This is a genomic window from Geobacillus sp. FSL W8-1251 (assembly GCF_038005945.1).
In the GTDB taxonomy this organism is placed as follows: domain Bacteria; phylum Bacillota; class Bacilli; order Bacillales; family Anoxybacillaceae; genus Geobacillus; species Geobacillus stearothermophilus.
In genome coordinates this window covers 2933937-2957279 of the sequence record NZ_JBBOUF010000001.1, presented here as the reverse complement: position 1 = coordinate 2957279, position 23343 = coordinate 2933937, and the positions used below count along the sequence as shown (strand labels likewise).

Below are 23343 nucleotides of genomic sequence, written 5' to 3'. Positions count from 1 at the left end.
CCTTTACCATACAGGAAAATTCGCATTTTTTGTACCCTCTATTTTCTCTATGCACACCGATCTTCAATGATCAAGTACAACTTGTGGTGAAGAGCCACTCTTTATTATAAAACTGAACATTTAAATATGGTTCTAAAAACTCCGCGTTAACAACCCATGATTTTGTGGATTCATATTTAAACTCATCTAATTTAAGTACTAGACTGAGAAGCGATTCAGCTTCGTCCTTTAATCGCTTCGCTTCTTCCCGTAACTCTTCCGCTTTTCGGATTTTGTTGCCGATGTAGTTTTGAATATGAACGTTAGGTAGAACAATGTCTATTGTTTTTATTTCGTCTGTAGAGATGGTAGGTTGAGAAACAGCTTTAAATCTTCTCTCAAGTTGGTTTAATCCATAGTCAGTATTTAAAAATAACGCTACATAATATTTATTAATTGTCTTTTTTAGTTTTGAGGCTATTATATTAGGACTAATAGTTACCTTCTCAATAGAATTGGGAATTATTGAACATGAAGGTGTACCTACTCTTGCAAAAAGTATATCCCCTGCTTCAAATACTGGAAAATCTGTCCCTAATGATTCTTCTGGGAAGCGAACTAATTCATCTTCGGACAATAACACCTCTTTTAAGTTCAACGGTCTTATCATTATAATCCCTGTATCATTATAATTTTCTGCAAGAACCGAAGAACCAAATGGACCACACTTTATGACATCGCATATATCGTGATATTTAACAACTTTATAGCCTGAATTTTTAATTTGTTGCTCTATTACCAAATATTTGTCTGAATAGTAATTGGCATCTAATCTATCTGCAATATAGCTTGTATTTACGTACTTTGCATCAGTTTTCATGAGGTGTGTTTTAAACCCCTTTCTTATACGCATCAACAATCTTTAATAAATCGTTCCGGTCGTTTCCAAGCTGTACTTCGACTTTATTTTTCACATCAAACCCAATTTCTTCCGCAACAGCCATAAACACTGGTCCTTGTTTTTCATTTTCATGTTCTTTCTTTTTAATATAAAGGAATGACGTTTTCGCACCTGTACCAGATAATTGGAATGTAACTGTCGGTAATGAAACAACCGCTTTCACAATCGCGCGGCCACCTTCAAATTCGCCTGTTACTTCGTTTTTCTTACCCATTAAATATTCACGTACATGTTTATAGCTTGAGTTACTTAAAATTCCATCTGGAAGGACCATAATCAAATAACCACCTGGTTTTAATAACTCTAAATTTCGGTCAATGAATAATACCGCTTGGTCTGTCGAATTGACTTGTTTCCAAACACCTTTATTATTTGGCTTTGCTCCAAGACATAAACCTTTTTTCATCGGTTTTCCGTCTTCGTCAATGCCGGATGTATAACGTTCTAAAATGGCTCTGCCTTCTTCTGTTTTATTGGATACAGAACCGGAGCCAAACGGCGGGTTTGTGATAATCACATCAAATGATTCAGGTTGCAATGAATCGGTCATTAACGAGTCGCTTACCCAGAAAATCGGAGCTTTTGGCAATCCGTGCATCGCCATATTCAAACGTGCTTTTAAAATCATGCTCCGTGTTTTATCGGCACCAACAAAGCTATGCTCTTTCATTTTTTCTAAATGCTCTGTTATTTTTTCTTTTTGAATCCCAGCAAATTCTCTCGTAAAGTATCTTTTTATTGCTTCATAGGCTTTAATTAAAAATCCTCCAGATCCGCAAGTTGGGTCAAGTACACGGAAGGTTGGATTTCCATTTTCATCTGTTTCTAGCAATTTGGCTGCTTCTTTTGGATTCGATGTTAAATCATGCATTACCATATCTACCATTGCTTCGGTTACCTGACGCGGTGTTAAATACGTTGCTTGACCGACTTTACTGTCATATTTTCCGCGTAGTAACACATCGTATAGACGTCCTAAAATATCAGCGGTTACATCTTTTAACGTCGCCTTTTTAATTGCTCCATTATCATCTTCGAACTCACCGAGCTCTTGAAAAGCTTCAAATGCGGCAACATAGTTTGCCGGATTTTCTAACTTAATAAACTCTTCTTCGTGAAAGATGTAGCACTTTTCACCTTTGTCGTTGATCGCTACATAATCTTCATGATTTTTTATTTCTTTAAATGCATCTTTGATTTGTTTTACCGCTTTTTTGCCATGTTGCTTTATGTACTCATACTTTAAAATGTCATATAATTTTAAACCAGCATTTTCTCCTTCTTTTAATACATAATCAGGGTGATAAAGGCGGAAAATTTCCATAAACAGTAATTTACTCAGTTCATCGATTGCCTCGTTCGTAGAACTAATATTATCGGCACCAGCAGGACCGTAAAGACGCTCATGTAAATCATCAAATCGTTTTTGCAGACTAGAATAAATATCAAGCGACCAAAGTTCTTGTTTTGTTAATTTTTTCTTTTCTTTTTTTGTTACATCCACAACAGATGGAATTTCTGCAATTGGCGCAGATTCAATACAATCGGCGTAATAGTTTACATCTCCATTCGTGGCCCAAATAAAGTCAGGAGCCGATTCATGATATTGCGCTTCAATTAGTGCAGATTGTTGCACCGCATATGATAAATCAGCGTCTTTTTCAAAGATTTTCACGTAAACGACTTTGTCATCTCCTGTCGCTGTGAAAATCTTTGTTCCATCTTCTTCATTTGTAGTAAGTTCAGAGAATTGACCATATCCTTTCATTTTTAATTGTTCTTGTACGTGTTGAATTGTTGTTTCCATTCGTTATTTCCCCCTAATTCCGTTTTACACGAAGCAAATTTTCGCGCGGTGATTCATATTTACCGCTGCTAATGGCAACATCAATAATTTCGCTTTGCGGTACAATGACATCAGCAGGGAGCTGGGCGAAAACATCTGGATCAATTTTTGTCATCGGGCGACCTTGTAACGCCCGCTCAATCGCTGCCAATATCATTTGCCGACGTTCATCTTGCTTCACTGTCCAAAGCCCTTCTGCATTTTGAATGATACTTGGATCTAAGCGCACAAATAATTCTATTTGTGCGCGGTTCCAGTATAACCCATTTTCCTTTGCAATCGTCACAAGTTGGTCAATGGTTTTTGGATTTTTTAAATATTCATGTAAAATCATTGCTGTTACCACATCCTTTAATTGTTTATACTGATGTTCTATGAATAATTTTTTCAGCCAACTCCAAAAAAACTTTTTTGAAATCTTCACGATTTCTCTTTTGAGTCTCTAGTATTTTTCCTGATTGTTCAATCTGTTCATCCGTTAATGCAAATACAGCTACTTTGTGTTTTTGAGATTGTGCTATCAAGCTATTAAAATCTGAAATATACGATAAATTATAATCCGGTGTCGAACCATCTTCTTGGACATCATATTTATCAATTAACATATCTAACTCTCTTAATGTTGGTACTAGTTTAAATTGTACTTTTTCATTAATTTTATCAATCCATTTTTGAAAAGATTTTGCCGGATTTTTATCCCTAGGACGATATCTCTGCGAAATCGTTCCTAAAAATTTTGGTGGAGTAGATGGTGCCGGATAAAAAGCTTCGGCATAAACTCTACTTTCTTTCACTCTTTTCCCCCATTCTACCCAAGCAGGAAAGACATTACAAAGAGAATCAATGGCCATTAGGCAAAAATAATCTGGACTACATGGAATAATGAAATAATCACTTAACATAAATAAATTTTGGTTAATTGAATTGATACTTGGGCTCATATCAATTAACACAAAATCTGCATTATAAGACTTTGCCGTTTCCTGAATTAAATAATTAATAGAACCTGGCAAATTTTGGGTTACTTGCAAGCTCCCAGTCATTTCATGAGCAATGCCTAGTGGTACATCATATTCTGCAAATCCTACGTGTCCTGGTAAAACAAATAAGTTCTCCCTACCTGACACTTCCAAACATTTGACAGGTTGAAGAGAAACTGGTTGAGACAAAAAAGCTGGCTTTAAAGCATCCTTAATATTACCATCCGGGTTCTTCTCATAGAACTCTTCAAAATCATCCATCCCTGAAAAATCTAATGCCATTCCCGTTAAATTACATTGTGGATCTCCATCTACCATAATTACTCTATATCCTAGATCAGCTAGTACCCAACCTAGGTTAAAAGTTGTTGTTGTTTTACTCACACCGCCTTTATGATTGAACAAAGAAATCACTCTGACCACTACACAAATCCTCCTTACTTTAGGTATTCAATAACTTTTCTAACCAATCTTCTATGAGCTGTATTTTTGAGATTTCTACTATAGGTATATATAAATTTTTCAAACTCTCTAACCCTATCATTATTTGCCACTGCCCGCGTCTCTTCATTTTCATTTGAAATTTCACTAGAGGATGATTTAAACACCATAATAAATAGTACGGTGATATTTTGATCGCGCGTATTACAGTAAATGCGCTAGAAGCAATTGCACCTTGATAGCTCTTATTGACAAACGCTAATGGATGGTTACTTTCACCAATGTAAGGTCCAACCACACCAACCAAGATATCATTTTCTTGTAATACATAGCGCGCCCTACTTTGCACCTTATTAAACAACACTGTCTCTGTTGTTACGATTTTATATTGCTGAGCATCGATATGTTTTAAACCGACATATCTAATTTGTTTATCCCAATAATCTATTGGGCTTAGTGTATGAGTCAATATTTCACACACATCCCTTAGCTTTACCCAGTTCTCATTTCTGATTTTGTATTTTAATTGTTTAAAAATATCGGATTGCTGATAACGATAATAATGAACATCCCATCGATCCATTAAAAATTGATTCTCGATCCAAAACCTTGTTGGCAGTGGTATGTTCTTCTCATTCAACCTATTTTCATATAAATCGGAGAGTTTTTGTTTTAAAACACCTTTTGATGTTTCCCAGCATTCTTCTATATCTGTTACAACTACTAAACCTTCTAGTTGTTTAAGCGAAATTTTCGGCAATACAGATGGAACCGCCATTTTCTTTAATGAAAGCATTCCGATATTTGAAGAAAAAAACTTCATTAATATTTCTTGAGCTTGTTGATCCACAGGACGAATTTTTATAATATCAGGACTAATAACAGCACCATCATATTCCTCATCAACAAGAGCAATTTTAGGAAGCGAGACAATTTTCGAAATTAAAATATCCCCTTTCCTAACAACCGCTTTCTCCTCAATTCCATCTAAATCAAATAAATATTTCATCCCTTTTTGCACTAACTTATTATCCACAATATTTGATAAGCGGATATAAGGGACATTCGTTCTATAACCAACAAACTCTGTCGCATTTCTTGTTCCATCTGTAATTTCTTTACATAACATCCGTAAAGGAACAGTCTGTTTATTTTCTAATTTCTTTTTCAACTCCAATTCAATTTGATAAAAATACGGATCTAAACGTTCGGTCCGCAAATCTTTTTCGCGAATAAATTTACGTATACAACCACATCCTTTATTGTTCATTTTGTTCTCTTTTTTATATTTTTTCATCTTCAATTATAATTTACTAACAAATGCATAATATGTCAAACATTTTTTGAGCATTTGTTTTTTATTGTTCATTTTATTCTCTTATTAAATAACAATAAATCTCCCGCTACAATATGTAACGGAAGATTTACTTGTCTCTCTTTTCTCAATATATCTAAAGATGTACATATCTATCTTCCATCTCCTTTTTCAAACCCATCGCCATATGTTGGGCATACCGTAAAATGGTTGTGATAGAGTGATAAACACAACAATGATTCCAACTTTCAGAACCATTGAAGTTCTTGTTTTTTATAGACAACAGTGTTCATAGTACCATAATTAGCGAACAGTACCTGGCACTGTTCGCTATTAACCCGTGGTGCTAGTTGAGCTTTAGCGCTCAACTAGCCCAAGTGTAACCAGGGAATAAGCTAACAATATACCGTCTAGTGCCACTTCAAATCCGATAATCGAATTGGCTCGGATCCCCGTGATGCGATAGTGGTCAACCAGAACCGAGAACACCGTCTCGATCACTTTGCGTTTTTGTTGGATCCACTGCTCCCATGTCTCAGACGCACGATGTTTCTGGTTTTTTCGAGACGGAGTCCAAAGCGCCATTTGGTATTCTTCGTACAGCCTTTTTTGCAAGTCACGGCTAATGAATCCTTTGTCCCCAAAGTTATACGGGTGGGGAATTTGGGTCATCACGCTTTCGGCTGCGATTCGATCGTGGCAAGATGCTTCCGTCACCACATACCCCATTGGCAGCCCTTGATCGGTCACTTGAAGGTGCAGCTTCAACCCGTAGTACCATTGCTTTTTGGAAGCGCAATACCCGATGTCGGCGATCTCTTGAAACCGTTTGACGCGATGCATTCTTGCCGTATGGCACAACGGGAGCGGCAAGCTGTCCACGACGGCATAGGCATGATGTTGACCGCGTTTTGCCAGCTCATGACGGATCCATTTGATGGCGAAACCAAGCGCCCGGCAACGGCGGTTGTATCGGGAGCGTTCAAGAAACGAGCCGTTTGTGAACAAATTTCCCGTGACAAAACGATGCCATGCCCGTTCGGATGTAAAACCGAGCAGCTTTCCTAAAAGATGAATGGCGATGATGACAGCGTCCTCTTGCTTGACCAAATGGCGATTTCGACGATGAAGATGCACCTGAATGCATGAAAGTTGAGCAGAAACAAAAACGAAAATGGCGGCAGTGTAAGTAAAATATTTGTGGGTGACATTCCGAAATGATCCCCGACGAGGGTTGCGAACTTTTGTTCGCGACGCTCGTCGGGGCCACCAAGCGAAGCGCGGTAGAATAAGCAAATGTCGTGAAAAAAGGACTCTCTCCCTGCTAGGATGGTGATTGTCAACATCAACCGAAAACAGGAGGGAGGCGATGGACGCTCCTTTCCAAAATAAATGAAAGAGGCGGAAAAACCGCCTCTTTTGATTCTGATCGTCTAATGGCGTCCCTCGCGCGCTTGGAAGGGGACAACGCTCTTACAGAAATCCGCTAAATCCTCATAATCCCCCCCGTGCTCGCCGAGGTGACGTGTTTCGAGTAGCGGGCGAGATACCCGGTTTTCACTTTTGGTTCAAAGCCTTTCCAGTTCGCTTTCCGGCGTTCGAGCTCTTCATCGGACAGCTTGACGTTGATCGTTCGTTTCACCGTATCGATCTCGATGATATCGCCGTCTTGGATGAACGCGATCGGTCCGCCTTCGGCCGCTTCCGGTGAAACGTGGCCGACGGATAGGCCGCGCGAGGCGCCGGAGAAGCGGCCGTCAGTGACAAGCGCCACTTTGGTGCCGAGCCCCATGCCGACGATTTGCGACGTCGGCGCCAGCATTTCCGGCATCCCTGGGCCGCCTTTTGGCCCTTCGTAGCGGATGACGACAACATGTCCCGGCTTGATTTTCCCGCTGGCAATGCCCTCGAGCGCTTCCTCTTGGGAGTCGAAGACGATCGCGGGCCCTTCATGGCGCGTGATGCCGCCTTGCACCGCCCCGGTTTTAATGACGGCGCCGTCCGGCGCCAGGTTGCCAAACAAAATGGCGAGCCCTCCCGTTTCCGAATACGGGTTGTCAATCGGCCGGATGACGTCATAGTTTTTCACTTCGCAGCCGGCGATGTTTTCCCCGAGCGTTTTGCCCGTGACGGTGAGCGTATCTAAATGAAGCGTACCTTCTTTTTTCGCCAGCTCGTTCAACACGGCCGAAACGCCGCCCGCTTCATGCAAGTCTTCGATGTAATGGATGTCCGACGCCGGGGCGAGTTTGGCCAAATGCGGCACGCGCGCCGCCACTTCGTTGATGCGCTCAAGCGAGTACTCGATGCCGGCTTCGTTGGCGATCGCCAGCGTATGCAGCACCGTATTCGTCGAGCCGCCAAGTGCCATGTCGAGGGCAAACGCATTGTCGATCGCTTTTTCGGTGACGATGTCGCGCGGTTTGATGTCATGTTCGATCAAATACATCAGCTGCTTTGCCGATTGGCGGACCAGCTCTTTGCGCGCTGGGTCAACCGCCAAAATCGTGCCGTTGCCCGGCAGTGCAAGCCCGAGCGCTTCAGCGAGACAGTTCATCGAGTTGGCCGTAAACATGCCCGAGCACGATCCGCACGTCGGACAGCCGTACCGTTCGAGTTCTTCAAGCCCTTTCTCATCGAGCGTTCCCCCTAAATACGCCCCGACGCCTTCAAATACAGATGACAGTGAAATTTTCCGCCCATCCTTCGTCACGCCGGCTTTCATCGGTCCCCCGCTGACGAAAATCGTCGGAATGTTAAGACGCATCGCCGCCATCATCATTCCCGGCGTAATTTTGTCGCAGTTCGGAATGCACACCATGCCGTCAAACCAATGCGCCGAGATAACCGTTTCGATCGAATCGGCGATGATTTCCCGGCTCGGCAGCGAATAGCGCATCCCGATATGACCCATCGCAATACCGTCGTCAACGCCGATCGTGTTCATTTCAAACGGCACGCCGCCCGCTTCGCGAATCGCTTCTTTCACGATTCTCCCAAACTCTTGCAAGTGAACGTGCCCCGGAATAATGTCGATGTATGAATTCACCACCGCAATAAACGGTTTATCAAAGTCTTCTTCTTTTACGCCCGCCGCTCGCAATAGGCTTCGGTGCGGAGCACGGTCAAATCCTTTTTTGATCATGTCGCTGCGCCGTTTTTTCATCATCGGTCCCTCCATCATGCGGTTTGATTGATTGCTAGTATTGTACCACTTTTTCTAATAGAAAGACAATTACCTTTATTATGAATTCGTTTTCAAAATCCACTTCGAAAAAACAAGTCAGAAAAATCAGCCTTTCCTCTTGACAACCGGAGCATTTGGCGTCATAATTTCTTACAAATTGCACTCCTTGACAAGAAAACAACAGGAACGGCACGGGACTAGTAAACCGAGGGAACGCGCCAGAGAGTGGAACCCATAGGCTGGAAGGTTCCTCGCGGGAAGCCGGTTGAACCTGCCCTAGACGGCCGCTTATGCAAACATAAGCCGCACGCCTGCGTTACAGGCTCGAGGGGGCGCTTTAGGCGCCAAAAAAGGTGGTACCGCGGAACGCTTTTCCGTCCTTTTGCGATAAGGAGGAAAAGCGTTTTTTATTGGCCGGCCGCTTCGCAGGACGGCTAGGCAATCCAACTCATGCCATTCAACACGCAAAGGAGGGAGGAACGCGATGAAACGGCAGCGCGTAGTGGTCAAAATCGGCAGCAGCTCGCTCACCGATCCGAAAGGTGGCCTTTGCCGCGACAAGCTGCACGGCCATGTTGAAGCCATCGCCTATCTGAAACAGCTCGGCCATGACGTCATTCTCATCACGTCCGGCGCTGTCGCCGCCGGGTTCGGGCCGCTCGGCTACCCGGCGCGGCCGACGACGATCGCCGGCAAACAAGCCGCGGCTGCCGTCGGGCAAAGCTTGCTCATGCAGGCGTACAGCTCGGCGTTCGCCCAATTCGGCTTTACGGCCGCTCAGCTGTTGTTGACGCGCAGCGACTTTTATAGCCGCGAACGGTTTCGCAACTTGTTCGCCACGATGACGACGCTGCTCGAACACGGGGCGATCCCGATCATCAATGAAAACGACTCCGTTTCCGTTGAAGAATTGACGTTTGGCGACAACGATATGCTGTCGGCGCTTGTCGCCGGCTTTTTGCACGCCGATGCGCTCATGTTGCTTACCGACATTAACGGGCTGTATGACGCCAACCCGAAAACGAATCCACAAGCGAAAAAATACACCTTTTTGCCGCACATTACCGACGAAATGATCGAAGCGGCCGGCGGCAGCGGCTCGGCAGTCGGCACCGGCGGCATGCGCTCAAAGCTTCTCGCCGCTCAAAAAGCGTTGTCCTTCGGCGTCAGCGTCTTTATTGGCACCGGGCGAGGCAAAGAAGCACTCGCCGATATTTTAGCCGGAAAAGGTGATGGGACGTACATCGGCGCCCCATTTCCGAAGCAAATGCAAATGCACAAGCAATGGATCGCGTATCACGCGCCTGTCGCCGGCACGATCACCGTCGACAGCGGCGCGGAGGAAGCGCTCCTTGCGCGCGGCAAAAGCTTGCTTCCCGCCGGCGTCACGGCCGTTTCCGGCGACTTTCATGCGATGGATGTCGTCGATGTTGTCAATGAGAAAGGGATCACGATCGGCCGCGGCCAAGTGTATTATGCCGCCGCCGATTTAGAAAAAGTAAAAGGACTTCCGAGTGAGGAAGCGCGGCAATACTCTTACCTTCACCGCCCGGAAGTCATCCACCGCGACAATTGGGTCACGTTGCGAAAGGAGAGTGTATCGAAATGAGCGAACTGCTCGAAAAAGCCGAACGGTTGAAAACGGCGTCACAAACGTTAGCCATGCTGTCTACGAAAGAAAAAAACGCCGCATTGGAACAGATCGCCAAAGCCATCGACCGCGAACGCGCCTTCATTTTGCAAGAAAACGAAAAAGATATGGCCCAAGGCCGCGAGCAAGGGCTGTCACCGGCTCTGCTCGACCGGCTGCAGCTCACCGACAAACGAATGGATCAAATCATCGACGGCGTCCGCCAAGTCGCCTCGCTTCCTGACCCGGTCGGAGAAATCATCGCAGAGTGGACGCGGCCGAACGGGCTCCGCATCCAAACGGTGCGCGTGCCGCTTGGGGTCATTGGCATGGTGTACGAAGCGCGCCCGAACGTGACGGTCGATGCGGCGAGCCTTTGCTTGAAAACGGGCAACGTGGTTTTGCTTCGCGGCAGCACATCAGCGCTTCATTCGAACAAAGCGCTCGTTCGCGTCATGAAAGAAGCGCTCCGCACGACGACCGTTCCGGAAACGGCGATTGAACTGCTCGAAGACACGAGCCGGGAAACGGCGCAGCGTATGTTCCGTCTCAACAACTACTTGGATGTGCTCATCCCGCGCGGCGGAGCCGGGCTCATCCGCTCGGTCGTCGAAAACGCCACCGTGCCGGTGCTTGAGACCGGCGTCGGCAACTGTCATATGTTCATCGACGAATCAGCCGAGCGGCAAATGGCGATCAACATCGTCCTGAACGCCAAATTGCAGCGTCCGTCCGTCTGCAACGCCATCGAAACGGTGCTCATCCATGAGCGTTGGCCATATGCCGCCGACTTGCTTGAGGCGCTGCACGCCCGCGGTGTGGAGCTGCGCGGCGACGACCGCCTCGCGTCATCGCACCCGTTCATCAAACCGGCGACGGAAGACGACTGGCATGCGGAATATTTGGCGCCGATTTTAGCGGTTAAGCTCGTTGCCGATGTCGATGAGGCGATTGCCCATATCCGCCGCTACGGGACGAAGCACTCAGAAGCGATCATCACCGAAAACGAAGCGAACGTCCGCCGCTTTTTCCAAGCGGTCGACGCGGCGGTCTTGTACCATAACGCCTCCACCCGCTTCACGGACGGCGAACAGTTCGGCTACGGAGCGGAAATCGGCATCAGCACGCAAAAGCTGCACGCCCGTGGTCCGATGGGGCTTGTCGCCATCACGACAACGAAATCGCTCGTGTACGGGACGGGGCAAATTCGGGAGTCATAACGATGGCTGCAACGAAGACGGCTTCCTTTTTCACTAAGTTTCTAAAGCATAAAACGATCCGGACCCAACGCATGGCTTCCGGATCGTTTCCTTATTTTTCCATTTCCACAAACACCCAATAGCGGCTGCCGATAAAGTTTACCGCCATCCCGGCGATTGTCGCCGCCAGTTTCGCCAGCCAGAGCGATGCAAACCGTTCCGCGGCCAGCAAAACGGCAAGCGATGCACCGAACGACAGCCCGTTGACGACAAGAAAGCGCAAAACTTCCTTTATATTGGCTTTCCGTTTGACTTGAAACGTCCAACGCCGATTCCAAATGTAGCTGTTCGCCATCCCGGCGCCGTAGGCAACGGCTTGGGCAACCGCCGCCTTAGCGCCTGCAGCAGTCAACAAAAAAAAGACGGCGAAGTCCACCGCGGTATTGCTCACCCCAACGAGGCCAAACCGCCATACGGCTTGTTTTTCTTTACGGAATATACGAAGGCTTTCGTTCATGTTTCGTTCCGACTCCCCACGTTTCATTGACAATATAGAGCGGACGCTCTTTCACTTCATCGTAAATCCGGCCGATATATTCGCCAATCGCGCCGAGCATGAGCAGTGTCACCCCGTTGCCAAGCAGCACGGCCATCAACAATGACGCCCAGCCAGCGACCGTTGAATGAGCAAACCATTTAAGATAAAGGACAACGAACATCCCTACCACACTGGCCGCCGACAACAAGAACCCAAACCAACTCGCCAGCTTCAACGGCTTGTATGAAAACGAGGTGATGCCATCAAGCGAAAACCGAATCATCTTTTTGAGCGGGTATTTCGTCTCACCGGCGAAACGCGGCTCCCGTTCGTATTCAACCGCCGTCTGCCGGAAGCCGACCCAACTTACCAGCCCCCGAACAAACCGGCTTCGCTCTCTCATATAGCGTAACTGATCGCACACTTTCCGGTCAATAGCAGGAAAACACGAAGCTTGCCCAGCGCGCCGCTATCCGCCCCGCCCACGGCTTGACGATCACGTACATCATCCACGTCGAGGCAACCCCCGCCAACGCTTCCGGAAGAAGCACGCTAAAATCGCTCACTCCGAACACTTTCACGCTCAACGCCTGCAGCCAAAGCGCCGCCGGCACTTTCCTGCTTGACGATCGGTTTGGCTTCTGCCTTCTGTTGTTTGAACAGGCGCCTGCTTTGATGAATGATCATGATGTCGAGAGGAGGCAAGCCCTTTTCTTTTTATTCCACTCCCTGCTGCTTTGCGATGTCCACGCGTGAAAACGCCTCTTTCATCACCTCATACGACTGCTTCAGCCGCTCATGATAGCGCGGCGCCTCCCACACCGGCCACGTGTACTCATAAAATCGCGCGGCCGGCAGCACATTCCCGTTCATCGCCGGGAAAGAAAACGAATCGTCTCCATCCTCAACGTACAAACCAAGACGAATGCCTTCAACGATGACACGGCTTTTGAGCCCGCCTTTCGACCACATGTCGCCCATCACCTCGCGCCGGCTCGGATCGGTCACGTTCAAAAGCGCCCATGGCAGGCGGATTTCGTACATATCGCCATCGCGGCTGACGCTGATATCCGTGAGTGAATCGTATGCCTCATCGTCGGGGTTGGCTGTGCCAAACCGCAACACCCCTGTTTCATATGAGTCGAACGGCACAGCCTTGCCGCGGATTTCCTCCAATTTTTTGTTCAACGTCAGGCGAATCGGGTGGTAGACGCCGTTATCTTTGCGATTGGCGTACGGGGCCGCCGGCATCATATGCAGCTCTTTTCCGTAATGGAAGTAAAACGTGTCATAGTAGCTGTCGACAAGCAGCCGGGCGCTCTGTTCTCCATGAATGACCAAGGCAAAGTCAATTCCCGCTGTCCGGACGCCAGACAGGCCGGGCAGGAGCGATTGCCCTTGGTTCGGAATCGTGTCAAACGCCATGTAGACCGTCGTCCGATCGGTGATGCGTCCGCTGTCAAGCCGCACATACAAATACCCTTCATCGCTTGTGACGTACAGCGCCCGCTTGCCCTCTGTCCAAGCTGGCCGGATTCCGTTGAATGTCCAATCGTCTTTTCGGCCGTCGACCTTCATCATCGCGGCTGCGCTTGGACCTGGCTCAAACCGAAGCAATCCAAATTGTTGTTCGTTCGTCTGCACGTTCAGCCAAAACGGGCGGCGGTCCCGGTTGTCATAATCCATTGTGTTCCATGTCCGCTTGAACCATTCATCCTGCCAGGAAAACAACAGCCCTCCCGCCATCCACTCATGGACGATGTCCTCAAACAGCTCCCGGTCGATCGTTCCTTGTTCTTGTTCCGACAAAAACCCCTGATTTTTCCCATGTACATTTCGATGCGCCATGCCGCGCGAAGAAGGAACGCCAAATTCAGCGACCAAAATCGGCATCCGGTGCGCCGCCTTCATGTCATGCAAGTAGCCGGCATAGCTGTTCTGCTCGCCGCGTTGGTCAACATAGCTGACGTATTTTTCCTCACGATTCAAAAAGTCAGGGTAATACGGATAAATATGGTATGACGCAAACAGCCCGGCGCGCAGCTTGTCGGTGGCGTACATGACATTCGGGTTGACGGAAACAAAATCTTCTTTCACAAACGGTTCGGCCGGATGGCGGAGGAGGTCGGTCGTCACCCAATTCGTAAAACTGACCGGCCGCTGCCAGCCGTATGTTTCCGTTTCATACGCCACCGCTTCGTCGATCATACGGGCCAGCCATGCCTCAAACGGGCTGGCTCCTTTCGTGTATACGTATTTGCCGCGGTAGTCGCCCTGCTTCGAGTGTTTTTCGTTCGTCGCCGCCACAACGTCCGGATCCCACTCGACACCGAAAATCCAGCCGAGAACATACGGAGAAAGGTCGTATCGGTACATCCCGCCGGCATGCCCAGGCCGTTTTGCAATGCGGGCCTTGCCATGAACGAGGTCAATCGTACGGCGAATGTCCGTGCGAAACGCCTCACTCACCTCAGGCGCCCACACATCCTTCGTCCGCAGCATCGTCCCTTCATCGATCCAGACGCCATGGAACAAATAAAGCGGCTGCTTCGCTATTTGGTTGTACTCGTAAAGCGCCTCGTAAAACGCCGGTGGATGGATCGTATAGACGCGGATGGCATTCGCCCCCATCGCCCCGATATACTGCAGCCAGCGGAAATATTCTTCCTTCGTAATCTTCGCCTCTCCCGGAAACGCGCCGGGTTTGCTGATGCCGAGGTTGACTCCTTTGATGAGCAGCGGCTCCCATCTCCCGTTGCGGTATACTTGCAAATAGTCGCGCCCGACCGTTCCCGCCAAGCGGACGCCGCTTTGTTCCACCGTTTGAACGGCGTCCTGCAGCTTGCCATCTTCCTTATATGCCTTGATTTCCCGCAAAATCGCTTTCATCATCGGCACGTACGCCTTCCAGTAAAAGGCCGCGCCGTTGTCCGAGCGGCCGTCCTCCGTCCATTTGCGCCATACATCCAGCCCCACGGTCTGATAAACGGAAGGCAGTTTCCCTTGATCAGCGTAATCGCCGCAAAAGTAATACGACTGATACATCTTTGTCTCATAGCGGACAACGGCCGGAAAGGAAAACGGCAGCCCGATCGCCCGCAGCTTCTCTTTCCCGCGCTCAGACAGCGACAGCGTGTACGTTGCGAGCACCATGCGCTCATCAAGCGGCTTGACGATGTCAAACCAATACGAATACGATGTGCGCATCTTGCCGCCCCAACGGGCTTCCCCCGCTTTTGTGGAGGAAAACATGACGCCACCGCCGCCAAGGTCGCGCCGATCGAGGACAAGAAGCCGATCCGACTCATCGATCAACACCATACCCGGCCCGCGGAACGAAAACGCCTTTCCGTATTGCGCTTTGTAGTTTTCTTTCACCCACACTGGCACTTCCTGGCTGTTCAAATCAGGAAAATAACGGCCGATCCAGCCGGTCCACTCAAGGCCGAACAGCTGGGCAAACGAGGCGCGCACTTCGTTTTCTGTCGGATGGGCCATCGAATTGAACTCGGCGATCAACGTTTTCCCGCCTTGGCGGGCAAACCGCCAAAGCGACTCCATCTCCTGCCGCTCAAGCCCGCCGTACACTTTCGCCCGCGCGCCGTCCGTTTGCTTGTGGACAAACTCTTCCTCATATACCCCATATGTGTCAACGATATAGACCGCATCGTACCGTGCCATCTCCTTTGGCAGCGGCCGCACCTCGTACGTTTCATCCTGTTTCGGCGCAAACCCGGCGTAATCGCGCGCAGCTTTGTATCGCTCTCCGTTGCCGTGGACGTATTTTTGCTGATTCAAGACCCAAACGAGCCCTTGATGCTCGTGATACGACCGATCGGGCACCGTTTTGTCGACAATGAGCAAATCAAGCTTTGTTTCTGGTTTCAGCCACCAAAGCCAATAGGGCGCGAACAGAACCAGCACTGCCAAGACCATATACACATAAAGCCAGCTGAACACCCGCTTCTCCATCTCCCCACTCTCTCAATCTTTCACCTATTTCCCCTATTTATAACACACGAAACGATTGTCCGGCAAGAACAGGCGGATGCGGCATTCGAAATTTCTTTTTTGGTCAACCGAAGTCCATTTCCAATCAAGTGGCGGCAACCCTTGCCAATGAGGGAATCAAAAAAGCAAGCCCCTTTGCCTAGGAGCTTGCTTGCCCGCGGCTAAATCCTCTCAACGGTTCGGCTCGTACACATCCCACGTCCATTTAATCGACTGAACAATTTGGTCCGCCGCCTGTTCAGCCTCGAGCTCATTGATAATGACGCGGGAATGATGGAGCGCATAGGCTGATTGGCGCTGGAAAAAGAGCTGCTCCACTTCTTCCAACGTTTTGTTTTTCAACACCGGCCGGCTGTCGACAATAAGCGGCAGCCGCTCTTCCTTCCAATGCTCCCACGACAAGTCAAGGAAAAAGACGATGCCGTGGGCCAAACAGGCGCGCCGCACGTCTTCCTGCAAATACGCGCCGCCGCCGAGCGAAAGAATTTTCAACCTTGTATTCGTGCACAAATCAACGATCAGCTCGCGCTCAACCTGCCGAAAATACGCTTCCCCTTTTTGCGCGAACATCTCCGGAATCGTCATCCCGTGCCGCCGCTCGATTTCCGCGTCGACATCGATGAAGTCGCGGTACAGCTTCTTCGCGACAAGCTGCCCGATCGTTGTTTTCCCCGCCCCCATAAAGCCGATCAAAATGATATTTCGCTCGCGAAGCGGGATGACCGTCTGCCTCTCCACGCTGCTTCACCTCTTTTCCTCTCTCTTCCCAGAAGACTGGCGAATGACAAGCTCCGGCTGCAAAATCGTCCGTTTCGGTGCACTCGCATCCCCTTTCATGCGTTCATGCAGCTGCTTGGCCGCATAGGCGCCGATCTTCTCAGGAAACGCGGCGACAGTTGTGAGCGGTGGCTGAAACAGCGCCGATTCTTGAATATTGTCAAACCCGACGACCGCGATGTCGCGCCCTGGAACGATCCCTTCCTCTTTTAAGCCAAGCATCGCCCCAAACGCGACGACATCGTTGTAACAAAAGAGCGCTGTCGGCAGGTTCGGGTGCTGCAACAGGCGTTTGACCGCCATCCGCCCGCCTTGCCTTGTCGTCGCCGATGGCACAAGCAGCGTGTCATCCATCTCGATGCCCGCCGCACGCAACGCTTCACTGTACCCCGACCGGCGCGCTTTCCATACGGACGATTGCGGAGACCCACCGATAAAGGCGATGCGCCGATGGCCGCCTTCGAGCAAATGCTCGACCGCCATCCGCCCGCCGGCTATATTATCGATCCCAATATAATCAAACTGTCCGGCCGGAAGTTCATCACGGGCAAACAATACAACAGGAATATCCCACTGCCGCAGCCGCTCGAGCATCTCTGCCGAACATCCAGGAACCGGGCTCATGATCACACCGCCCACCCGATGCTCCAGCATCGTCGACAATAAGGCGTCTTGTTTTTCCAGCCGGTCAAACGTCGTGCCTAAAATGACCGTATATCCTTCCTGATCGAGCGCCTCATGGACGCCAACGAGCAATTCGAAAAAAAAACGGGTTGTCAAGTTCGGTGATAATAAGACCAACTGTCGACGAACGCTGCGAACGCAAATTGGCCGCCACGCGGTCATAGACGTAGCCAAGCTCTTTCATCGCTTGGAGCACTTTTTTTCGCGTTTCTTTCGAAATATTCGGACTCCCATGGACGACAAGCGAGGCGGTCGCCCGCGACACGCCGGCGTGTTTGGCGACTTGTTCGAGCGTCACGCGGGAACGCTTTTTATCTGACACCGTTCGAATCACCTGCTTTACCGTCGCTTTCACCTATCAAAAGTATAAAGGCTGGCGGCAAGCAGTGTCAATGCAAGGCGTGGGCTGCCGGGAAAACAAACTTCGAAACAAAAAACCCGGCAGCCTCGCACAAGGCAAGGAGCCGGGAAGGTGGCAAGCCGCCGTTCGTTCATTCATATGATCTCGTTTTCTCGCAGCCGCTCAATGTCTTCCTTGGACATGCCAAGCATCGTTTGCAAAATCTCTTCGGTATGCTCGCCTAAATCCGGAGCAGTGCGGCGGATGGCGCCTGGTGTTTTTTCGAATTTCGGCACAATGCCGGGCATTTTAATTTTGCCAAGGCGCGGATGGGCGACTTCGATGATGTTTTCCCTTGCTTGGTAATGCGGATGCTCAAAAATATCTTTAATGCTCAAAATCGGGCTGACCGGCGGACGGCCCGGATACCCTTGCAAATACGTAAACCCGCTGAACGCCGTCGCCGGCGTGCCGAATCCGGCTTTCTCGCGAAACGGACCTGTTTGCCCGTAGCCCGAGACGCGAATCATCACCAGCTTCGGATTGATCCGCTTCAGTTCTTCATATCCGCCGCCCCATTTTTCGAGCGGGTATTGTCAAAAGTTTATCCTCCACACTCACGGTTTTCCCTTGAGTTTCAACGGTTGGAAGAAAAAAAGCTTGCCACCCCCGTTGTTTTCGGCCATCATTGAGGTAACGACACCCAACAGCCAAAACAAAGGAGTGACAAGCTTTGTTACCTCAATTATTAGCCTATTTGCTCGAAATAATCAAGACCCAATATCAAATCATTGTGTATTTGATGGGTGTGATCGTGGGAAAATCCTTGAATCTCGAGGACTTGGACGAACCCATCCAAAAGCCGTACCGGAAACTTCAGGTCGATGACCTTCCGATCATCGATGTGCCGGAAACCCTTGATTACCGGAAGCTGTTGGCAGACTATGAAGCCCAGCACGGACGTCCTTTACGGCCCATCCAGCGCCGCGCGAATGCGAAACACCGTGTTCCGGATTCGTTGACCTGCCCTCGCTGCCAGGCTCCCTCTTCTTACCTGTACGCCAATAACGGCGGAAAAGGGCAATACCAATGCAAAGTGTGCCAGTGCCGGTTCAACCACCGAAATCGGTTCACCAAGCAAGCGGTCTTTCGCTGCCCGCACTGCAAAAAGACGCTGGAAAAAATCAAGGAACGCAAAGAATACAACATCTATAAGTGCAAGAACAACGCTTGCCCGTTTTACCAGGCCAACCTTCGCCGGATGACGAAGAAGGAGCGCCAACAGTTTCAACAGGATCCTCAAGCCTTCAAGGTGCGGTATTTGTTTCGAGAGTTCTTGTTTGACTTTCTCCCGTTGGCTTCCTCGTCGCTCATCAAGCCGAAGGTCGATTTGTCCCGGCTGGCTGCGTCGCCGCACGTGTTGGGGCTCGTGTTGACGTACTACGTCAACTTTGGGATGTCCTCGAGGGAGACCGCCGCCGCCATGAAGGACATCCATGGCGTCTCGATCTCCCATCAGACGGTGCTCAACTACGCCAACAGCGTCGCGCTTTGGATCAAGCCCTTTGTCGACCGGTTCCCGTATGAGCTGTCCGGTTCGTTTTGCGGGGACGAGACGTATATTCGCGTCAAAGGGCGCTGGCATTACCTGTTCTTTATGTTTGATGCCGTCAAAAAGATCGTGCTGTCGTATCGCGTCTCGCCCAAGCGGGACACGCTCTCGGCCATCCAGGCCATCGATGATGTCCTGCGAAAGCTGCCGTCCCTCCCAGACGACTTGTCGTTTGTCGTGGATGGCAACCCGATTTACCGGCTGGCGCAACACTTCTTCGCCCAGCACGGGATTTCGTTTGACGTCCGCCAGGTGATCGGCCTAACCAACGAAGATCCGGTCTCGGAAGAGTTTCGCCCTCTCAAACAGATCATCGAGCGATTCAACCGGACCTTTAAAGGCAACTACCGCCCGACCCATGGGTTTGGTGCGGAAGAAGGCTCGGTGTCCTTTGTGACGCTGTTTGTGGCGTATTTCAACTTTCTGCGCCCACACAGCGCGCTCGAAGGCCGGGTGCCGGTCGTCATCCCGGAACTGGCGGATCTTCCGCATATGCCGGCCCGGTGGACGAAGCTGATCGCCATGGCACAAGCGTTTCTCCAACAAGAGGCGGCCTGACTTTTTTGTCCTCCGGAGCCCGTTGAACAGAACTCCTGCCGGATTCGGCGAAGCGAACCCTTGACCAACCGAACACCGCCAAAGGTAAAATTCGGTCATGGCAAGGGCGGCTTTCTTATTGCCTTCTTTTTTGTCCCCGTCGCCCTTGACGACTCTTCCGCACCTTTGGCGGGTGTTGGTCAAGGGCGAATCCGGCCCTCCGCATGCCCCACGATGCTCAATGGGATGATCTGTGTGGAGTTTTCATAGAACTTTTGACGCTACCTTCGAGCGTGCCGGAGCGGAAATTTTCGATGACAATATCGACGTGGCGGACAAACTCTGTGAACTACCCACCACCTACGCTTCGCTTAGAGGTGGGGGCTTCAAGCGACTTGTGTGTGTTCGCTGAACGGTAAGCCACACACAAGAACCCTTTACGCTTCCCTTCGTTCCGAAGGTGTCCGTTCTAGCCATATTCTATCCTATTCGTTGGCTAACGCCAACCGAAATTCATCTCCCACTTTCACTGGTGCCGGCGCACCTTCACGTTTAGAAGTAGGAGACTTCTTTCGGAGGGAAGTTAAAAATATTCATTCCTTCTTCTTTGCGCAAATCCAACGTGAGCGACCGTTTATTGCGCGCCAGTCCGGGCCAGCGGAGCGGCTCCCCATCCTTGAACGGCCCGACATGGCGGAGCGTATCCCCTTTTCCTGGCAATTCCACCTTGATGACATCGGCGCCAAAATCACCGAGCAAAACCGCCCCAAACGGCGCCGCGATCATTGTCGACACATCGAGCACTTTGACGCCTTCCAGCGGCAAACGCGCCATGACAATCTCCTCCCCCATTTCGATTTATTGTCCGTATGTCATGATGACCGACAACGCGGTCCGGACGTCTTCAATCGGAATTTGCCCCGGCGCCGAGCTTTGCCGTCCGACTGCAAAGGTGACGGCAGAGCCGAACAATCCGCCTGCCAGGCGGGTGATGGCGCCCAATGCCCCCATCGACATCGTGATCAGCGGGATGTCCACCTCTTTTCGCGCTTCTTCCGTCGCCTGCAGCAGCGTGAGCACATCCCCCCGCGTTTTCGGCATCACAGCTGCTTTCGCGATGTCGGCGCCGCATTGTTCCGCTTGACGCATTTTCGCGACAAGCTCTTCCTTCGATGGCGTATGATCAAAATTGTGGTAAGACAACACAAGGCGCACTCCATAGCGGCGCGTCAGCTCCCGGACGATCGGGATGCGCGGCCCATGGGCAAGCTCGTAATCAAGCAAATCGATCGCCCCGCTTTCACAGACGGTTTCAAACAACCGAATCTTTTCCTCTTCCGTCAACGAAATCGGTTGCCCGCCTTCCTGTTCGGAACGAACCGTAAACAAAATCGGGATGTCTCCGGCAATCGCCCGCATCTTTCTCGATGTGGCCGCCACTTCCTGTTCGTCCCGAATCGCCTCGAAAAAGTCCGCCCTCCATTCAATGAGATGCGGCTTTTTCTCCGTGATTTGCCTTGTTTCCTCCAACACTTGCTTCGCGTCCGCTCCGACGACCGGGGCGCAAATGCACGGTTCGTCTCCCCCGATCAAGACATTGCGCACACGGACAGCACGCTTTGCAATCGCCATATGCTCTCCCCCTTATGGTCGATGGTATTGTCAAAAGTTTATCCTCCACACTCACGGTTTTCCCTTGAGTTTCAACGGTTGGAAGAAAAAAAGCTTGCCACCCCCGTTGTTTTCGGCCATCATTGAGGTAACGACACCCAACAGCCAAAACAAAGGAGTGACAAGCTTTGTTACCTCAATTATTAGCCTATTTGCTCGAAATAATCAAGACCCAATATCAAATCATTGTGTATTTGATGGGTGTGATCGTGGGAAAATCCTTGAATCTCGAGGACTTGGACGAACCCATCCAAAAGCCGTACCGGAAACTTCAGGTCGATGACCTTCCGATCATCGATGTGCCGGAAACCCTTGATTACCGGAAGCTGTTGGCAGACTATGAAGCCCAGCACGGACGTCCTTTACGGCCCATCCAGCGCCGCGCGAATGCGAAACACCGTGTTCCGGATTCGTTGACCTGCCCTCGCTGCCAGGCTCCCTCTTCTTACCTGTACGCCAATAACGGCGGAAACGGGCAATACCAATGCAAAGTGTGCCAGTGCCGGTTCAACCACCGAAATCGGTTCACCAAGCAAGCGGTCTTTCGCTGCCCGCACTGCAAAAAGACGCTGGAAAAAATCAAGGAACGCAAAGAATACAACATCTATAAGTGCAAGAACAACGCTTGCCCGTTTTACCAGGCCAACCTTCGCCGGATGACGAAGAAGGAGCGCCAACAGTTTCAACAGGATCCTCAAGCCTTCAAGGTGCGGTATTTGTTTCGAGAGTTCTTGTTTGACTTTCTCCCGTTGGCTTCCTCGTCGCTCATCAAGCCGAAGGTCGATTTGTCCCGGCTGGCTGCGTCGCCGCACGTGTTGGGGCTCGTGTTGACGTACTACGTCAACTTTGGGATGTCCTCGAGGGAGACCGCCGCCGCCATGAAGGACATCCATGGCGTCTCGATCTCCCATCAGACGGTGCTCAACTACGCCAACAGCGTCGCGCTTTGGATCAAGCCCTTTGTCGACCGGTTCCCGTATGAGCTGTCCGGTTCGTTTTGCGGGGACGAGACGTATATTCGCGTCAAAGGGCGCTGGCATTACCTGTTCTTTATGTTTGACGCCGTCAAAAAGATCGTGCTGTCGTATCGCGTCTCGCCCAACCGGGACACGCTCTCGGCCATCAAGGCCATCGATGATGTCCTCAGGAAGCTAGCGTCCCTCCCAGACGACTTGTCGTTCGTCGTGGATGGCAACCCGATTTACCTGCTGGCGCAACACTTCTTCGCCCAACACGGGATTTCATTTGACGTCCGCCAAGTGATCGGGCTGACCAATGAGGATCCGGTCTCGGAAGAGTTTCGCCCTCTCAAGCAGATCATCGAGCGATTCAACCGGACCTTTAAAGGCAACTACCGCCCGACCCATGGGTTTGGTGCGGAAGAAGGCTCGGTGTCCTTTGTGACGCTGTTTGTGGCGTATTTCAACTTTCTGCGCCCACACAGCGCGCTCGAAGGCCGGGTGCCGGTCGTCATCCCGGAACTGGCGGATCTTCCGCATATGCCGGCCCGGTGGACGAAGCTGATCGCCATGGCACAAGCGTTTCTCCAACAAGAGGCGGCCTGACTTTTTTGTCCTCCGGAGCCCGTTGAACAGAACTCCTGCCGGATTCGGCGAAGCGAACCCTTGACCAACC

At 50.1% G+C, this 23343-nt stretch carries 15 protein-coding genes and 5 pseudogenes; 4 read left to right on the top strand and 16 right to left on the bottom strand.

All coding sequences use genetic code 11. From position 1 onward, the window contains the following. Positions 1–70 precede the first annotated feature (70 nt). The 7 genes from NSS88_RS15630 to ilvD all read right to left on the bottom strand — a co-directional run bounded on the left by NSS88_RS15630 (position 71) and on the right by ilvD (position 8688). Complete coding sequence (locus tag NSS88_RS15630) at positions 71–859, bottom strand: restriction endonuclease subunit S (protein ID WP_341085230.1); 789 nt, start codon at positions 857–859, stop codon at positions 71–73. A 10-nt stretch (positions 860–869) separates the two neighbouring features. Further along, positions 870–2747: an HsdM family class I SAM-dependent methyltransferase gene (locus NSS88_RS15625; RefSeq protein WP_341085229.1), complete on the bottom strand. Its 1878-nt coding sequence runs from the start codon at positions 2745–2747 to the stop codon at positions 870–872. 13 nt (positions 2748–2760) lie between these two features. Further along, positions 2761–3120 (bottom strand): hypothetical protein, encoded by a 360-nt coding sequence (locus NSS88_RS15620; RefSeq protein ID WP_044746797.1) that lies wholly within the window; start codon positions 3118–3120, stop codon positions 2761–2763. 25 nt (positions 3121–3145) lie between these two features. Beyond that, positions 3146–4189, bottom strand: coding sequence for a ParA family protein (locus NSS88_RS15615; protein WP_044746796.1), 1044 nt, complete (start codon positions 4187–4189; stop codon positions 3146–3148). 19 nt (positions 4190–4208) lie between these two features. Next, complete coding sequence (locus NSS88_RS15610; RefSeq protein WP_044746795.1) at positions 4209–5477, bottom strand: hypothetical protein; 1269 nt, start codon at positions 5475–5477, stop codon at positions 4209–4211. Between the two features lie 402 nt (positions 5478–5879). Continuing rightward, positions 5880–6698: an IS982 family transposase gene (locus NSS88_RS15605; protein WP_051049851.1), complete on the bottom strand. Its 819-nt coding sequence runs from the start codon at positions 6696–6698 to the stop codon at positions 5880–5882. Between the two features lie 310 nt (positions 6699–7008). Then, positions 7009–8688: a dihydroxy-acid dehydratase gene (gene ilvD, locus NSS88_RS15600; protein ID WP_049624951.1), complete on the bottom strand. Its 1680-nt coding sequence runs from the start codon at positions 8686–8688 to the stop codon at positions 7009–7011. Between the two features lie 505 nt (positions 8689–9193). Between ilvD and proB the strand changes: the two genes are divergently transcribed. Both proB and NSS88_RS15590 read left to right on the top strand, forming a co-directional pair. Next, positions 9194–10318 carry a glutamate 5-kinase gene (gene proB, locus NSS88_RS15595; RefSeq protein ID WP_055358159.1) on the top strand — a complete coding sequence of 375 codons (1125 nt, stop codon included), beginning with the start codon at positions 9194–9196 and terminating at the stop codon, positions 10316–10318. After that, positions 10315–11559, top strand: a complete 1245-nt coding sequence (locus tag NSS88_RS15590; protein WP_341085228.1) for a glutamate-5-semialdehyde dehydrogenase — start codon at positions 10315–10317, stop codon at positions 11557–11559. The genes proB and NSS88_RS15590 overlap by 4 nt, the downstream gene beginning before the upstream one ends. A 91-nt stretch (positions 11560–11650) precedes the next feature. Here NSS88_RS15590 and NSS88_RS15585 read toward each other — a convergent pair whose 3' ends face one another. From NSS88_RS15585 to NSS88_RS15555, 7 genes and pseudogenes are all read right to left on the bottom strand, one after another. Continuing rightward, positions 11651–12055: a GtrA family protein gene (locus NSS88_RS15585; RefSeq protein WP_014196089.1), complete on the bottom strand. Its 405-nt coding sequence runs from the start codon at positions 12053–12055 to the stop codon at positions 11651–11653. Continuing rightward, positions 12027–12521: pseudogene (locus NSS88_RS15580) on the bottom strand (glycosyltransferase); the annotation flags it as partial. The gene NSS88_RS15585 and the pseudogene NSS88_RS15580, both read right to left, overlap by 29 nt. Further along, positions 12514–12693: pseudogene (locus NSS88_RS15575) on the bottom strand (glycosyltransferase family 39 protein); the annotation flags it as partial. The pseudogenes NSS88_RS15580 and NSS88_RS15575, both read right to left, overlap by 8 nt. Positions 12694–12793: 100 nt before the next feature. Continuing rightward, a complete protein-coding gene (locus tag NSS88_RS15570) occupies positions 12794–16048 on the bottom strand; it encodes a hypothetical protein (protein WP_341085227.1) in 3255 nt (1084 codons plus the stop codon). Positions 16049–16258: 210 nt separating this feature from the next. After that, positions 16259–16825 carry a shikimate kinase gene (locus tag NSS88_RS15565; protein WP_015375117.1) on the bottom strand — a complete coding sequence of 189 codons (567 nt, stop codon included), beginning with the start codon at positions 16823–16825 and terminating at the stop codon, positions 16259–16261. A 6-nt stretch (positions 16826–16831) separates the two neighbouring features. Beyond that, positions 16832–17870: pseudogene (locus NSS88_RS15560) on the bottom strand (LacI family DNA-binding transcriptional regulator). A 173-nt stretch (positions 17871–18043) separates the two neighbouring features. Continuing rightward, positions 18044–18475, bottom strand: a pseudogene (locus NSS88_RS15555) (CoA transferase); the annotation flags it as partial. Between the two features lie 146 nt (positions 18476–18621). Here NSS88_RS15555 and NSS88_RS15550 point away from each other — a divergent pair. After that, positions 18622–20058, top strand: a complete 1437-nt coding sequence (locus NSS88_RS15550; RefSeq protein ID WP_011231201.1) for a DDE-type integrase/transposase/recombinase — start codon at positions 18622–18624, stop codon at positions 20056–20058. Between the two features lie 564 nt (positions 20059–20622). Here the strand turns inward: NSS88_RS15550 and NSS88_RS15545 are convergent. Together NSS88_RS15545 and aroD are read right to left on the bottom strand one after the other, a co-directional pair. Then, positions 20623–20871, bottom strand: a pseudogene (locus tag NSS88_RS15545) (CoA transferase); the annotation flags it as partial. Positions 20872–20895: 24 nt separating this feature from the next. After that, positions 20896–21669: a type I 3-dehydroquinate dehydratase gene (gene aroD / locus NSS88_RS15540; RefSeq protein WP_014196097.1), complete on the bottom strand. Its 774-nt coding sequence runs from the start codon at positions 21667–21669 to the stop codon at positions 20896–20898. A gap of 167 nt (positions 21670–21836) precedes the next feature. Here aroD and NSS88_RS15535 point away from each other — a divergent pair, with 167 nt between their 5' ends. Continuing rightward, the gene (locus NSS88_RS15535; protein ID WP_095859072.1) at positions 21837–23273 is read left to right on the top strand and encodes a DDE-type integrase/transposase/recombinase; all 1437 of its coding nucleotides are present in this window, start codon (positions 21837–21839) and stop codon (positions 23271–23273) included. Positions 23274–23343: the final 70 nt, after the last annotated feature.